This is a genomic window from Nitrospinaceae bacterium, from assembly GCA_018669005.1.
Taxonomy (GTDB): domain Bacteria; phylum UBA8248; class UBA8248; order UBA8248; family UBA8248; genus UBA8248.
On sequence record JABJAL010000124.1, the window covers coordinates 26,712 to 41,871 of the forward strand.

General features: G+C 55.2%; 16 protein-coding genes and 1 tRNA gene. 16 read left to right on the plus strand and 1 reads right to left on the minus strand.

The genetic code is table 11. The features are described 5' to 3' along the window. Positions 1-140 precede the first annotated feature (140 nt). The 16 genes from HOJ95_18490 to HOJ95_18565 all read left to right on the plus strand — a co-directional run bounded on the left by HOJ95_18490 (position 141) and on the right by HOJ95_18565 (position 14,599). Positions 141-1,328 (plus strand): amino acid ABC transporter substrate-binding protein, encoded by a 1,188-nt coding sequence (locus HOJ95_18490; GenBank protein ID MBT6396683.1) that lies wholly within the window; start codon positions 141-143, stop codon positions 1,326-1,328. 152 nt (positions 1,329-1,480) lie between these two features. Beyond that, positions 1,481-2,470, plus strand: coding sequence for a branched-chain amino acid ABC transporter permease (locus HOJ95_18495; GenBank protein ID MBT6396684.1), 990 nt, complete (start codon positions 1,481-1,483; stop codon positions 2,468-2,470). Positions 2,471-2,482: 12 nt separating this feature from the next. Then, positions 2,483-3,421 carry a branched-chain amino acid ABC transporter permease gene (locus HOJ95_18500; protein MBT6396685.1) on the plus strand — a complete coding sequence of 313 codons (939 nt, stop codon included), beginning with the start codon at positions 2,483-2,485 and terminating at the stop codon, positions 3,419-3,421. A gap of 17 nt (positions 3,422-3,438) precedes the next feature. Further along, positions 3,439-4,167, plus strand: coding sequence for an ABC transporter ATP-binding protein (locus HOJ95_18505; GenBank protein ID MBT6396686.1), 729 nt, complete (start codon positions 3,439-3,441; stop codon positions 4,165-4,167). Beyond that, positions 4,168-4,878 carry an ABC transporter ATP-binding protein gene (locus tag HOJ95_18510; protein MBT6396687.1) on the plus strand — a complete coding sequence of 237 codons (711 nt, stop codon included), beginning with the start codon at positions 4,168-4,170 and terminating at the stop codon, positions 4,876-4,878. Between the two features lie 136 nt (positions 4,879-5,014). Continuing rightward, a complete protein-coding gene (locus tag HOJ95_18515; GenBank protein ID MBT6396688.1) occupies positions 5,015-5,644 on the plus strand; it encodes a phosphoribosylanthranilate isomerase in 630 nt (209 codons plus the stop codon). A gap of 21 nt (positions 5,645-5,665) precedes the next feature. Further along, a complete protein-coding gene (gene trpB / locus HOJ95_18520; GenBank protein MBT6396689.1) occupies positions 5,666-6,883 on the plus strand; it encodes a tryptophan synthase subunit beta in 1,218 nt (405 codons plus the stop codon). Further along, complete coding sequence (locus tag HOJ95_18525) at positions 6,883-7,707, plus strand: tryptophan synthase subunit alpha (GenBank protein ID MBT6396690.1); 825 nt, start codon at positions 6,883-6,885, stop codon at positions 7,705-7,707. Before trpB ends, HOJ95_18525 begins: the two co-directional genes overlap by 1 nt. Positions 7,708-7,749: 42 nt before the next feature. Beyond that, entirely contained in the window at positions 7,750-9,159 is a 1,410-nt protein-coding gene (leuC, locus tag HOJ95_18530) for a 3-isopropylmalate dehydratase large subunit (protein MBT6396691.1), read from the plus strand. A 1-nt stretch (position 9,160) separates the two neighbouring features. Continuing rightward, on the plus strand, positions 9,161-9,757 hold the full coding sequence (locus HOJ95_18535; protein ID MBT6396692.1) for an isopropylmalate isomerase: 597 nt from the start codon (positions 9,161-9,163) through the stop codon (positions 9,755-9,757). 61 nt (positions 9,758-9,818) lie between these two features. Further along, a complete protein-coding gene (gene leuB, locus HOJ95_18540; GenBank protein ID MBT6396693.1) occupies positions 9,819-10,877 on the plus strand; it encodes a 3-isopropylmalate dehydrogenase in 1,059 nt (352 codons plus the stop codon). A 2-nt stretch (positions 10,878-10,879) separates the two neighbouring features. Then, on the plus strand, positions 10,880-11,896 hold the full coding sequence (locus HOJ95_18545; GenBank protein MBT6396694.1) for an aspartate-semialdehyde dehydrogenase: 1,017 nt from the start codon (positions 10,880-10,882) through the stop codon (positions 11,894-11,896). A 39-nt stretch (positions 11,897-11,935) separates the two neighbouring features. Further along, positions 11,936-12,793: an S-methyl-5'-thioadenosine phosphorylase gene (gene mtnP / locus HOJ95_18550; protein ID MBT6396695.1), complete on the plus strand. Its 858-nt coding sequence runs from the start codon at positions 11,936-11,938 to the stop codon at positions 12,791-12,793. After that, complete coding sequence (hemL, locus tag HOJ95_18555) at positions 12,790-14,076, plus strand: glutamate-1-semialdehyde 2,1-aminomutase (protein ID MBT6396696.1); 1,287 nt, start codon at positions 12,790-12,792, stop codon at positions 14,074-14,076. The genes mtnP and hemL overlap by 4 nt, the downstream gene beginning before the upstream one ends. Before the next feature lie 53 nt (positions 14,077-14,129). Next, entirely contained in the window at positions 14,130-14,468 is a 339-nt protein-coding gene (locus tag HOJ95_18560) for a hypothetical protein (protein MBT6396697.1), read from the plus strand. Positions 14,469-14,523: 55 nt separating this feature from the next. Then, a tRNA-Met gene (locus HOJ95_18565) sits at positions 14,524-14,599 on the plus strand. 82 nt (positions 14,600-14,681) lie between these two features. Here HOJ95_18565 and HOJ95_18570 read toward each other — a convergent pair. Next, positions 14,682-15,160: tyrosine-type recombinase/integrase (locus HOJ95_18570; protein ID MBT6396698.1), on the minus strand; the 479-nt coding region annotated here is incomplete at its 5' end.

Below are 15,160 nucleotides of genomic sequence, written 5' to 3' on the forward strand. Positions count from 1 at the left end.
CCTTGTGTTCATGGTCTATGCAAAATTTCCTGCCTCGGATGGGAAGTTTTTTGCGATTTATGGGTTTAATGATGTGATCACTTAATTTTGCTTCGCAGGAGTTACCCTTAGGTTCCTACTACACGGATGGGAGGGTTGGATTGATGAAGAGTATTTTAAAGGTAGTAATGGTTGCGGTGTTGACCGTGGTTGTTGCCTGGGCTGGCAATGTTTGGGCAGCTGGTCAGATCACGGTAGGCGTTGCCGTATCGCAAACGGGCCGCTATGCCGAGCCCGCGGGCAGGTTTGTGAATTCTTGGAAAATGTATGTTGATCAACAGAATGCCAAGGGCGGTTGGATTGGTAAGAAGATCAATTTGACCATTCTTGATGATAAGTCGGACAAGCAGCAGAGCATCAAGCTTTTCGAGAAATTGATTACCCATGATAAAGTTAACTTCACCATGGGCCCCTATTCTTCGGGCATCACCGACGCCGTGGCCAATATTATCGAGCGCTACAAGTATCCGACGATGGCGCCGGGCGCCTCCTCGGGTGTTATCTGGCAGAAGGGGCGCAAGTACCTGTTCAACATCATCGCCGTTGCCCAGGACTACCAGAAGGGCGCGCTCCACATTGCCAAAGATATTGGCGTCAAGCGCATCGCTGTTGTTGGTGAGGACAGCCTCTTCCCCCGCCAGACGGCAGAGGGTGTACGCGCCTGGGCGAAGAAGCTTGGCCTGAAAATCGTTCTTGAGGAGAGCTATCCGAGAAAGCAGCAGGACTTCACCGCTCTTCTTACGAAGATCAAGTCCCGCCGCGCCGAGGCCCTGATCTCGAACAGCTACTTCGCCGATGCGACTGCCCAGATTCGCGGTCTCCGCGAGTTGAACATCAATCTCAAGATGTTTGCCGGAACCGTTGGCCCTGCGCTTCCCAAGTTCGCCAAGTCACTCGGAAATACGGCTGAGTATGTCCTCGGGTTCAGCCAGTGGGAGCCCAAGCCTGATATTCTCAAACGGGCCGGCATGAAGGCCTATATCGCCGAGTATGTAAAACGCTATGGCGTGAAGCCCAACTATCATGCTGGCCAGTCCTATGCCTCCTTCCAGGTGCTCGGCGCAGCTATCGCGGCTGCGGGAAGCATCGATCGCGCAAAGGTGTGGAAAACGATGCGCTCGTTCAGCACCAACACGGTCATCGGCCCCTGGAAGGTTGACGGCAATAACCTGAATAGCCATGAAGGCCTGACCTTCCAGATTCTCAAAGGCCAGAGGAAGATCGTTTGGCCCGCGAAGCTGGCGGAGGCGAAATACACGCTTCCCATGCCGAACTGGAAGAGCCGTTAAGCCCTCCAGTTGTATCGGAAGGCTCTGTTGTTTAAGAGGTAGCTGATCCATTAAACGCACAGTGCCGGGGTCGCAGCTGTGGCCCCGGTATTTTGCGAAAAAAACATTGGCTCTAGTGATCTGATTCCTTGCAGAGAGGATTTTTGGGAAGCATGGAAAAGGCTGAACGAAGAAGCGCATACATGTTGGCCGGGTTTTTGGTTATCGCCTACTCCCTGCCTTTTGCCATTGGTATTTATACCGAAAACGTTTTTTTCGACCGCCAGTGGCTGGCCGACCTGGCTACCGTTCTGTTGAACGGGGTGATGCAGGGCGGCGTGTACGCGATGTTTGCCGTCGGATTGACGATGATTTTCGGCGTCATGCGGATTATCAACGTGGCCCATGGCGAGATGGTCATGCTCGGCGCTTATTTAAGCTACGCTGCTTTTTTCTGGTTCGGCTTTGATCCGCTTCTCTCTATGGTTTTTACGCTTCCGATTGCTTTCGGCCTTGGCTGGATGATACAGAAATTTCTCCTCAACGCCGTGGTCGGCGGCCCCGAGCTTACCCCGCTTTTGATGACCTTTGGCCTCGGTCTCGTGATGATCTATGGCGTGGAATGGCAGTTCACCACCGACTACAAGACCATCCCCTATGCCCCCGACGCATTTCAGATCACCGAAAGTATCGTGGTGGGAAAAAGCCGGTTGATTAGTTTCGGGATGGCGCTTGTCATCTCGGTGGGCGTGTTTATGTTTTTAAAAGTGCACCGAATCGGGAAGGCCATTCGGGCCACTTCACAAAACGCCGATGTCGCCATGGTTTGCGGGATCAACATTTCCCAAATCTACATGATTACATCGGGGATTAGCGCGGCGCTCGCGGTTGCCGGGGGCGCGCTGGTCTCGATTCAATTCGGTTTTAATCCCGAAACGGGAATAATCTATACCCTACAGGCATTCGCCATCATCGTTCTCGGCGGGCGCGGGCACTATATCGGCGCCATGATTGGCGGCGTCATGTTGGCCGTCATGGAGAGCATAATTTCCTTCATGCTTCCGAATGGAACGGCGCTGGTTGAAATCGCGGCATACGGCCTGATGATTTTCGTGCTTTTAATTCGTCCCCGGGGCTTGATGGGGCCGAAAACCGATTATTAAGCGGAGATAGATGTGAGCAATAAAGATCATTGGAGAAATCTTGGCATTCTGGGCGGGAGCGTGGTGCTCCTTTTGTTTGTCCCGCCGATATTTTCCATTTATATCCGATCTTTTTTCATGTTCATGATGATGTACGTCGTTCTCTCGTTGAGCTGGAATATCATTAGCGGCTACACGGGCTACATCTCATTTGGTCATGTCGTTTTCTATGGTGTCGGAACCTACACAACGGCCATCCTCGTGGTGGACTACGGCTGGCATTGGATAGGTGGCCTCATAGCCGCCGGGGTGGTCGGGGTTGTCTATGCTATTCTAATCGGGTTTCCCGTCTTAAGGCTCAAGGGCCCTTACTTTGCCATCGCCATGCTCGGTGCCGCCGAGGGTACGCGGGTTATCGCCATCAACTGGGTGAGCCTGACGCATGGCGCAGATGGCATCGCCTATAAAAATATTGAAAATTCGTGGGAAACCTACCACGCCATGCTCGTCTTGATGATCGTCACCATTATTGTTTCCTACTGGGTGGGGCATTCAAGATTCGGCATACGATTAAATGCCATTCGGGAAGATGAAATCGCCGCCGAGTCCCTGGGGGTGAACACCACTTTTTATAAATTGGCTGCGCTGGCCCTCTCCGCATTTTTCGCGGCCATAGCGGGCGGCATCCAGGGTTATAAAACGCTCTATATCGAGCCGGAATCGGAATTTTTTATCCTGGTGACGATTTACATGAAGCTGTTCGCCATGTTCGGAGGCAGGGGGACCGTTGTTGGTCCGATATTGGGTGTTGCGGTGCTTTACTCCGTTCAGGAGTACACCTGGATTCGCTTCCCCACGGCGCACCTCATTACATTCGGTATCTTCATCATTCTCGTAGCGCGTTTCATGCCCCGTGGTCTGATGGGTTTTGCTATTGATCACGGTTGGGCGCGCAAGGGAATGGTTCACTAAGGAAATGGCTGAATAAAATGGCTGAAGCGCAAGAAATCGCTCTTGAGGTAAAGGATCTGAAAAAGCACTTCGGCGGCATCAAGGCCGTCGATGGCTGCAGTTTCGATTTGCCCAAGGGGAAAATATCGGGATTGATTGGACCCAATGGCTCCGGTAAGACGACGACGTTTAACCTGCTGACCGGTGTTCTCGGGGCGGACAGTGGTGAAGTAATTTTTCATGGCGAGAACATCGTTAACCTCAAGCCCTATCAGGTTTTTGGGAGAGGCATCAGCCGGACTTTTCAGATTACGCGTGTATACCGCGAGATGACTGTGCTCGAAAATATGCTTTCGGCCTCAAGTATGAAGGTCTCGGAAAAAGAGGCGCGCGAAAAAGCCGAAATGCTCATGGAGTTTGTCACGCTGACGAAACTTCGAGGCGAGTATGGCGGCAACCTCTCCTACGGGCAGCAGAAGCTTCTTGAATTCGCCAGGGCGCTGATGACTGATCCGGAGGTTATTCTTCTCGATGAGCCTGCCGCAGGTGTGAACCGGACGCTTCTCCAAAATCTTCTGGAGCATATCCATGATCTCCAGGAAAACCAGGGTAAGACAATTTTAATTGTCGAGCACGATATGAACGTGATTATGAACCACTGTGAGAAAATCTTTGTGATGGACTATGGGGTAAAAATTGCCGAGGGCCCGCCCGAGGAAATCCAGAACAACGAATACGTCATCGAAGCATATTTTGGACATAAATAAATGGCTTTACTTGAACTGAAGAACATCGAGGCGGGTTATGGCCGGAGTCAGATTCTCCACGGCGTAACGCTTGAGGTGCGCGAAAAAGAGGTGGTGTGCGTAATCGGCCCGAACGGCGCCGGTAAATCCACCACGTATAAAGTCATCATGGGCTTTATCAACTATCTGGGCGGCGAGATTAATTTTAACGGAAATAGCATCGTCGGATTTCGGCCCGATCAGATACTCGGCCAAGGGCTCGGGTATGTGCCCCAGGGGCGGATTGTCTTTAACCAGATGACGGTTAAGGAAAATCTTGAGATGGGCGCTTATGTCGAGCGCGACAACAAGAAGATCGCCGATGCGATGGAGTATGTCTTTACGCTTTTCCCCCGCCTTGCCGAGCGCCAACGCCAACTGGGTGGAACGATGAGCGGCGGGGAGCAGCAGATGCTCGCCATGGGCCGCGCACTGATGACGAGGCCGCAGATGATCATGATTGACGAGCCCTCGCTCGGCCTGAGCCCCCGGTTTGTCAGCGAGGTTTTCGAGTTGATTGGTCGCCTTTCGGACGAGGGGCTGACCATTATGATTGTTGAGCAAAATGCTACTAGGGCCCTCGAAATTTCGGACCGCGGCTATGTTCTTGAGCTTGGCCGGAACCGATATGAGGGAACTGGGCAGGAGTTGCTCGACAACCCGGATGTTCGCAGAATGTATCTGGGCGGCTGAACGACGAGGTTTCTTTGTTTTGGCCCTCGGGCTTCTATTTATCTGATTCAAATTCCCTTGATTTCGCTTTAGTTTAATCGTCTTTTCCTCATCTGCGGGATTGGTGTATTGTTTGCCGCCGGGAGGAGGGAGCGGTATGATTCGCGTCAAGATTTGTGGTGTCACCACGCTGGAAGATTCCCGCCATGCCCTTGAACGCGGGGCGGACGCGCTGGGCCTGAATTTTGTGCCTGGAACGCCGAGATGCCTTGATGTGGAGGCGGCGGCGGCGCTGGCCTCGAATCTTCCTCCGTTTGGCGTGCGTGTGGGCGTATTTGTGAACGAGAGCGCCGAGCGGGTGGAGTCGATAGCGCGGCAGGTGGGTTTGGATGCCGTACAACTCCATGGCGAGGAGACGCCGGAGACCTGCCGTGTTTTGCTAGACAAGGGCTTGCGGGTAATTCGCGGCCTTCGCGTCAGGGGGGCGGAGACGATTGCAGAGGCGGCCCGCTTTCCAGATTGCACGATTCTGCTCGACGCATACGCCAAGGGCGAATTGGGCGGGACGGGGAAAACCTTTGACTGGTCGCTGGCCCGAGAGTTGGCTTCCCAGCGCGATGTGATTCTCTCGGGTGGGCTGAATCCAGATAACGTTGCCGAGGCCATCCGCCAGGTTGGCCCCTTTGGTGTGGATGTGAGCAGCGGGGTCGAGGGCGATGTACCGGCCCGCAAGGAAGCGAGTTTGGTGGAAGCGTTTATTCTTAATGCACGCAATGCGGCGGCATGAAGTATCGATACCGGAGTTGAGATGCCACAGACAACAGAGACAGGACGATTTGGAATCTTCGGGGGGCGGTATGTTCCCGAGACGCTCATGCCGGCCCTTGAGGAGTTAGAGGCCGCCTACGATGAGGTGCGTGAGGACCCGGCGTTTCGTGCCGAGCTTGCAGAAATTTTAGATAAATATGTAGGTCGCCCGACACCGCTCTACCATGCGGCCAGGCTTTCCGAGGCGCTGGGCTCTCTTAAGGTTTATTTAAAAAGAGAGGACCTTTGCCACACGGGAGCCCACAAGATTAATAACACGCTGGCCCAGGTGCTTGTGGCCAGGCGACTCGGCAAGACGCGCATTATCGCTGAGACCGGCGCTGGCCAGCATGGTGTTGCCACAGCCACGGCAGCCGCCCTTTTTGGCCTTGAGTGCGATGTCTACATGGGCGAGGAAGATGTGGGAAGGCAGGCGCTCAACGTCTTCAGAATGCGTCTTTTGGGAGCGCGCGTGATTCCTGTGACATCGGGTAGCCGCACCCTTAAGGATGCGACCAACGAGACGCTTCGCGACTGGACGGCCTCGGTGCGCACCACGCACTACATCATCGGCTCTGTTGTGGGGCCCAATCCGTTTCCGCGCATGATCCGCGATTTTCAGTCGGTCATTGGCAGGGAGGCCAGGGCCCAGATTATCGAGGCCGAGGGCAAGCTACCTGATATTTGTGTTGCGTGCGTCGGCGGGGGAAGTAATGCCATCGGGCTTTTCCATCCCTTCATCGGAGATAAGGATGTCGAATTGATTGGTGTTGAGGCGGCTGGCCGCGGGATTGATACCGGCGAGCATGGGGCCTCGCTCAACGCCGGGCGCGTGGGTGTGTTGCACGGCTGCCAGATGCATTTGCTCTACGATGATGACGGGCAGATTATCCCGGCCCATTCGGTATCGGCGGGGCTCGACTATCCCGGTGTGGGGCCCGAGCACTCCTATCTCAAGGACTCAGGGCGCGCCCGCTATCATGCAATTGGGGACACCGATGCGCTTCACGGGTTCAAAAAATTATCCATTCTTGAGGGCATAATTCCGGCGCTTGAGAGCTCGCATGCCATCGCCTTTCTCAACATTCTGGCCGAGGAGACAGCAAGGGCGGGCGAGAGCAAAACAGTTGTCGTCTGCCTCTCGGGGCGAGGCGATAAGGATGTTCAGCAGGCAGAGGGGCTCCTTCGGGATCTTGATGGCAATGGGGCGGGCGCATAATGCAGAATTCTGGCCGCTTCGAGGCGCTATTTGGCCAGCTTAAAGCCCAGGGCCGCTCGGGGCTCTATCCGTTCGTTACGGCGGGCGATCCCGATCTTGCCTTCACGCGACGTTTGCTTCCCGCGCTGGCTGAGGCGGGGGCCGATGGATTCGAGATAGGAGTGCCGTTCAGCGATCCGCTGGCGGATGGTCCGACGATACAACGCGCAAGCATGCGCTCGCTCAAAGGGGGCACCACCCTCAAGAGTGTTATCGAGTTGGTTGCGGACGTGCGGGCCGAAATGCCCGATGCCCCGATCGTGCTCATGACCTATTACAACCCGATTATCGCCTATGGCCTGAAGGCTTTTTGCTCGGAGGCGGCTCGGGCAGGGGCCGATGCGGTTATCGTTCCTGACCTTCCCCCCGAGGAGGCGGGCGAGCTTCTTGATGAGATGTCGGAGGTGCCCCTTGAGCCGATCTTCATGCTTGCGCCCACGAGCACGGACGCGCGGATTGATCTTGTGAATCGCTCGGGCGGCGGATTTATTTATTATGTCGCACAAATGGGCGTCACTGGCGCCAGGGATTCTCTGGCCACCGATATGGGCGATACGCTTGAGCGGATTAATCGTGTGAAAAACCGGCCCGTGGCCGTAGGATTTGGCATCAAGACCCCGGAGCAGGCAGCCGAGGCGGGTGCGATAGGTGATGGCGTGATTGTGGGTAGCGCCCTGATAGATGTCATGGAACGTGAAGAAGGAGATGAGGAGAAGCTCCAGGCGGCTTGCCGCTATATCGAGTCTCTCCGCCGGGCGCTGGAAGGCTCAAAAGCCGCATCTTAATTTCGACTAATAATCTCCTGAACCAAGTAAAAGGAAAAGATCATGTCTGAAAGAACGCTTTACGACAAAATATGGGACAGCCATGTCGTCACCCGGCTCGAATCGGGCCAGTATCAGCTCTTCATCGGGCTGCATCTGATCCATGAGGTGACGACGCCGCAGGCATTCTCCTCTTTGAAGGAAAATGGCTCGAAAGTCGCTTTTCCCGAAAGAACCATTGCCACGGCGGACCACATTACGCCGACGCTCTCCCAGCTCAGGCCGTTCAAAGACGATCAGGCCGAGGCCATGATGTCTGCCCTTGAGCAGAATGTTGATGAGTTCGGAATTCGCTTCCTCAACTGGAGCACCGGCAAGCAGGGCATCGTCCACGTCATTGGCCCCGAGCATGGTCTCTCGCAACCGGGGCTGACCATTGCCTGCGGCGACAGCCACACCAGCACCCACGGGGCCATGGGCTCTCTGGGTTTTGGCATTGGCACCACCGAGGTGGGGTTTGTACTCGAAACGCAAACCCTCGTGCTCAATCGCCTGAAGGTTCACAGAATTAATGTTAACGGCAGCTTGAACAAGGGCGTTTTTGCCAAGGATGTTGTTTTAAGAATCATTCACGATCTTGGCATCAAGGGTGGCCTCGGGCAGGCCTATGAATATGCTGGCAGCGTTATAGAGGACATGGAGATGGAAGGGCGGATGACGGTGTGCAACATGAGCATCGAGGGCGGCGCCCGCATCGGCTACATCAATCCGGATGAGACGACCTACGATTATCTTGAGGGCAGGGAATTTACTCCCAAGGGAGATGATTTCGACCGCGCTTTGGAATACTGGAAATCCATCGCCTCGGATCCCGATGCTGTCTACGATCATGTGACGGATATCGAGGGTGAGTCGATTGAGCCGATGGTGACCTGGGGAATCAATCCCGGCCATTCGGTTGGCATATCGGAAAAACTTCCCGCCCCCGATTCATTTACGGGAGAGGACATCAAAACAGCCGAGCAGGGTTATGCCCATATGGCCCTCAAGCCGGGTGATGCCATTGCGGGAACGAAGATCGACGTTGCCTTCCTGGGCTCGTGCACGAACTCGAGGCTATCCGACATGCGCGAGGGGGCGAGGGTTCTCAAGGGAAATAAGGTGAACCCCAAGGTCAAGATGTTGGTCGTGCCGGGCTCTCAGCAGATTAAAGCCCAGGCCGAGAGTGAGGGGCTTCACGAAATATTCCAGGAGGCCGGGGCCGAATGGCGCGAGGCGGGCTGCTCGATGTGCCTGGGTATGAACGAGGATAAATTGGTGGGGACCGAGAGAAGCATTTCGACTTCAAACCGAAATTTTATCGGGCGGCAGGGAAGCCCTCGCGGGCGGACACATTTGGGCAGCCCGGCCATGGTTGCGGCCTCCGCGATAGAGGGATGCCTTTCTAATCCGGCAGAAATGGTGGGTAACTAAAATGACCGACGAAATCAGAGAAATTAAGGGCCGAGGATTGCCTTTGCCCGGCGACGATATCGATACTGACCGTGTTACGCCGGCGCGTTTTTTGACGGCACTGACGTTCGTGGGGATGGAGAAGGCGCTATTTTGCGATGAGCGCGAGAATACGGCCGATCATCCAATTGATAACCCGGATTACACGGGCGCGAAGATTTTGTTTGTGGGCAAGAATTTCGGTTCCGGCTCATCGCGGGAGCACGCCCCTCAGGCGATCAAGCGCTTTGGCATTGATGCCATTGTCGGGGTTTCTTTTGCCGAAATATTTGCGGGAAACTCTTTGGCCATTGGCATGCCGTTGATGACAGCCTCGACCGAGGATGTGCAGAAACTTGTCGCGCATACCCAAAAGAATCCAAAAACCGAGTATACGGCCAGTATCGAAAATCTGACGCTCACATACGGAGAAAAGAGCATCAAAGTTGAAATGCTTGAGGAGAGGCGTCAGTCATACCTCAAGGGAAACTGGAACGTCGTGGCGATTCTACGGTCCAATCTCCCCCAGGTGAGAGAGGTGGCCGAAAAGCTACCTTACATACAAGAATTTAAGGCTTGATTCATGGGCCGGTATTTTTTCATGAGGATAAAAGAAATTGGCTAGCCATAAGATCGGAGTTATTCCCGGAGACGGGATAGGGCAGGAGGTAACCGCCCACGCACAAAAAATCCTTGAGACGGCAGGTGAGCGTTTTGGCGTTTCATTTGAGTTTCAGGAGGGTTTGGCCGGTGGGTCGGCCTATGACGCGGTGGGCGACCCGTTCCCAGTAGAGACCCAGGAATTATTGGCTGCAAGCGATGCTTGTCTCTTCGGCGCAGTAGGCGGCCCCAAGTGGGATGATTTGCCGCGCGAAAAGCGCCCTGAGGCGGCGATTCTTGGGCTGCGCCAGAAGTTCAATCTGTTCGCGAACTTGAGGCCTGCCTCGATGTTTGCCCCCCTCCTGGATGCCTCGACGCTTAAGCCCGAGTGCGTTCGTGGGCTGGATCTTCTGGTTGTTCGCGAGGGCGTGGGCGGCATCTATTTCGGCGAGCCTAGAATGACCGAGCAGGTAAATTCAGATGAGGAGCGGGCTACCGATACGATGGTGTATTCCACATCGGAAATCAGGCGAATCGTTCGTGTGGGTTTCGAGATGGCCTCGGTGCGCCGGAAAAAATTGCTGTCCGTGGACAAGGAGAATGTTCTTGAGACGAGTCGCCTATGGCGAAGGGTGGCGGCAGAGGTGGCCAAGGATTTTCCCGATGTCGAGGTCTCGCATATGTATGTGGATAACGCCGCGATGCAGCTTATCCGGGATCCACTTCAGTTCGACGTTATTGTTACGGGAAACATGTTCGGAGATATTTTGAGCGATGCGGCATCGATGCTCACTGGCTCGATTGGCATGCTCTCGTCCGCGAATTTGAATGATACTGGATTTGGTGTATATGAGCCGGTCCACGGAACCGCACCCGACATCGCCGGGCAGGACAAGGCGAATCCGATAGCGGCGATTATGTCGGCGGCGATGCTTTGCCGCTATTCGCTCAAGCGAACGGATATGGCCGACACTATTGAGGCGGCGGTTGCGCAGGCGCTTGATGAGGGGCTTCGGACCCCTGACATCCACACCCCGGGAACGACGCTGGTTGGGTGTGCCGCGATGGGCGAGCGGATTACTGAAATCCTGGGAGGTTAATTGTGAGCGGTTTGCGCGTTGCCGTTGCTGGAGCGACGGGAGCCGTTGGGCGGGAGATACTTTCAATACTGGCGCAAAGAAAATTCCCGGCCTCCGAGGTTATCCCGCTGGCCAGCGAGAGAAGCGAGGGCAGTAAGATTCCGTTTGCCGGCGGGGAACTGACGGTCAGGCGTCTTGGGCACGATTCTTTCGAGGGTGTTCAATTGGCGCTTTTCTCGGCTGGCGCCTCGCGCTCGCTTGAGTTCGCGCCCTCTGCTGTGAAAGCTGGTGCGGTTGTCGTGGACAATTCGAGTGCTTACCGCATGGACCCCGAGGTGCCCCTGGTTGTTCCTGAAGTGAACGCGGCCGCTCTTGCCGGGAATAAAGGGATAATTGCGAATCCGAATTGCTCGACGATTCAAATGGTTGTTGTGCTCAAGCCTATCCATGACAAGGCGGGCCTTCGGCGAATTGTGGTCAGCACCTATCAGGCGGTCAGCGGCGCCGGGAAAAGCGCGATGGACGAGCTTGGGGCGCAGATAGAGGCTGCGGGGCGCTCAGAGACGCCTGCGGAGGCGTCCCGTCAGATAGCTTTTAATTGTCTTCCTCAGATTGATGTCTTTCTCGATGGGGGAGATACCAAGGAAGAGCAAAAGATGGTGAATGAAACACGGAAAATATTGGGTTCGCCCAAATTGCCTGTAAGCGCCACCTGTGTTCGTGTGCCAGTTTATAATTCGCACTCTGAGTCGGTGAATGTCGAGACCGAGGGGCCGCTTTCGCCCGAGGAGGCGCGCGAGTTGTTGTCTAATTCTCAGGGTATTGAAGTGGTTGACGATCCGGATTTGCGCGTTTATCCCACGGCGCTGTTGGCCTCGGGGCAAGACCCGGTATACGTCGGGCGCATCCGGCGCGATTCATCGGTTGAGAATGCACTTAATATGTGGATTGTCTCGGATAATTTGAGAAAGGGAGCTGCGCTGAACGCTGTTCAGATTGCCGAGGCACTCATTGAAATGAACCTTTTGAAAGCGGCCTAAAGGTTATGCGCAAAATCGTGCCCGGAGGATTTAGAGAAATTGCCTGAAGCCAGCATTGGTATCATCGGAGGAAGCGGCCTTTATGAGATGGAGGGGCTGACGGATGTGGAGACGGTGGCGCTTTCCACGCCGTTTGGTGCGCCATCGGCCCCCTATGTTTTGGGAAATCTTTCAGGCAAGCGCCTTGCGTTCCTGCCTCGCCACGGAATTGGGCATGTGCTCATGCCCGGTGAAATACCTTTTCGGGCAAATATTCATGGTTTCAAGCAACTGGGATGCGAGTGGTTAATTTCGGTGAGCGCTGTGGGTAGTCTCAAGGAGGATATTCATCCGGGTGAGATCGTGATTCCCGATCAGTTTATTGACATGACGAAAAACCGCGCCAGCACTTTTTTTGGCGATGGGATTGTCGCGCATGTTCCCCTGGCTGATCCTGTGTGTGCCGAGCTTAGCGCGTGTCTGTTGGCGGCGGCGGATCGGGCGGGCGCGAAGGTTCACTCCGGCGGCACTTATGTCTGCATGGAGGGCCCCCAGTTCAGCACGCGCGCCGAGAGCTTTCGATACCGCGATTGGGGCGCCTCGGTTATCGGGATGACGAACATGCCCGAGGCCAAACTCGCCCGAGAGGCCGAAATCAGCTATGCCACCCTGGCGCTGGCCACCGACTATGATTGCTGGCACGAGGAGGAAGAATCGGTTAGTGTCGTGAATGTCATTGAAATCATTAAGCGAAACGTCGCCCTCGCCCGGAAAATAATCGTTGAGGCCGTCCCCGACATCGAGGGTAAAAGTCCGTTTGATGGCCTTCTTGAGACGGCCATCATCACAGACCCGGCTCATATTTCGAACGAGGCCAAGGAGCGGCTTGTGGCGCTCATAGGGAGGTATGTCTCTTGAGGACACATCAGCGCTCCGAGGCGTTATTTGCAGAAGCCCGCGAGCACATACCCGGCGGGGTGGACAGCCCCGTGCGTGCGTTTCTAGGCGTGGGCGGGACACCGCTGTTCATCGATAGAGGGCAGGGGAGCCACATCTGGGACGCCGATGGAAATGAATATGTTGATTACGTCCTCTCTTGGGGCCCGCTGATTCTAGGTCATGCGCATCCGCGAGTTGTCGAGGCGGTTCGCGAGGCGGCCTCTCGTGGTATGAGCTTTGGCGCCCCGACGGAGTCTGAGACCGTTCTGGCTGAACTGGTCCAGGAGGCCTATCCGTCGATGGAGCTTTTGCGCTTCGTCAACTCTGGCACCGAGGCCACGATGTCGGCTATCCGCGTCGCCCGCGGCTTCACCGGGCGCGATCTCATCGTCAAATTTGAGGGCTGCTACCATGGCCACGCGGACGGGCTTCTCGTCAAGGCGGGAAGCGGGGGCGCGACTCTCGGCATACCTGATAGCGCCGGTGTTCCGGCAGATTATGCGCGAAATACGATTACGCTTCCCTACAATGATGCGCAGGCTTTAGAGAACTTGTTTCTCAAAGAGGGCAAGGATATCGCCGCTCTCATCCTAGAGCCTATAGGTGGGAATATGGGGCTCGTTGTTCCTGATGACGGTTTTATCGAGGCGGTTAGGCGTGCGACCAAGGGCTCAAACTCTTTGCTCATTTTTGATGAGGTAATGACGGGCTTTCGTGTTGCGAGGGGAGGGGCGCAGGATATTTATGGCATTTGTCCTGATCTGACGACATTGGGAAAAGTTATTGGCGGCGGCATGCCGGTGGGCGCCTATGGCGGCAGGCGCGCAGTCATGGAATCAGTCGCGCCTTTGGGGCCAGTTTATCAGGCGGGGACGCTCTCCGGGAATCCCTTGGCAATGGCTGCGGGTATCGAGACGCTTCGTTTAATCAAGGAAGAGGGGTTGCCCGAGGCGCTTGAGGAGCGAGGCCGCCAGCTTGAGGAAGGGATGGCCGACGCCGCTCGTGCGGCGGGAGTCGCAACATGGGGCATACGCCGGGGCTCTATGTTCTGCACGTTCTTTCAGGAGGGCCCGGTGCGCAATTTTGAGGATGCTCAACGATCTGACACCGAAATGTATGCCCGCTTCTTCCACGCCATGCAAGAGCGGGGTGTTTCCTTGGCCCCGAGCCAATTCGAGGTCAGCTTCCTTTCCTCCGCCCATACTGAGGCCGATATCGAGGCGACTGTTCTTGCCGCTCGAGAGGCGTTTGCTGTGATTTAGCCTACTCGCTTAAAATACGTTGAGTCCTCCGCCCAGCCCGGAGTTTTCGAGCCTTGACAAAATCCGACCACAAGGACAAACAGGACCGCTATGTTTATTGGCTGGTTGTCGGCATTTGTACGATATTGCTGGGCGCTGCGCTTCTTGGGCGGGATGGATTTCTTGCCGTAATCGTCAATCAACGGCATCTGAGCGAATTGCGTGGCGAAGTGGCGCGGCTTCGTGATGATAATAGTTTGCTACAGGGCCAAGTAAGAGCACTCCGAAACGATCTTGCCTCGATCGAGCGAATTGCCCGAGAGGATTTGGGTCTCGTAAAGCCTGGTGAGACGGTCTATGAGTTTATTTCGGACAAGAATAAGAGACGCGAATCGGGTAGCAAGGGCCCATAACTGTCCTGCCCTTGACAGCGAGGGCAACACCATTTAGATCACTACTACCATTCGGTGCGGGGTGGAGCAGCTGGTAGCTCGTTGGGCTCATAACCCAAAGGTCGCAAGTTCGAATCTTGCCCCCGCTACCAAACAAAATCAGAGGGTTAGCCAGAGATGGTTAACCCTCTGTTTGTTTTTGAGGAAACATTTAGGAAACATCGGTCAAAGTTTTTATTCATTCACTGCTAGTTTTTCGCTGATGCGGCTACCAAAAGGCTTCGGCAGTACTATCCAGTCCTCCCGGACGCAGTGAGCGTACACGTCCATCGTGACACTGAAATTCGAGTGTCCCATCCAGGCCTGAAGGGTCTTGGGTGCTGGGCCGTCCTTGGTACGCCCGAAGCGGTTGGCGTGAATCGTTGCGAAAGTGTGCCGCATTCCCTTGGGGGTGATATCCGGGAAGGGCCGCTTATGGCCTCTTCTCTCATTCTCGGCTTGCGCAAGTTTCACCATCTGGCCCCACAGTCGTCTGAAACCGTCTAACTGTAACGGGAATATCCGAGCTTTTGGGCTTTTGTCCTCGCAAGCCAGATACCACTCTTTCAAGGCAAGGGCAAAATCCGGGAATAAGGGGATCTCCCTTCGGGCGTTTCGAGACTTCGGAGTAATAAATCCGTCCTCCCGATCCCAACTGCGCTTTATGGGGAAAA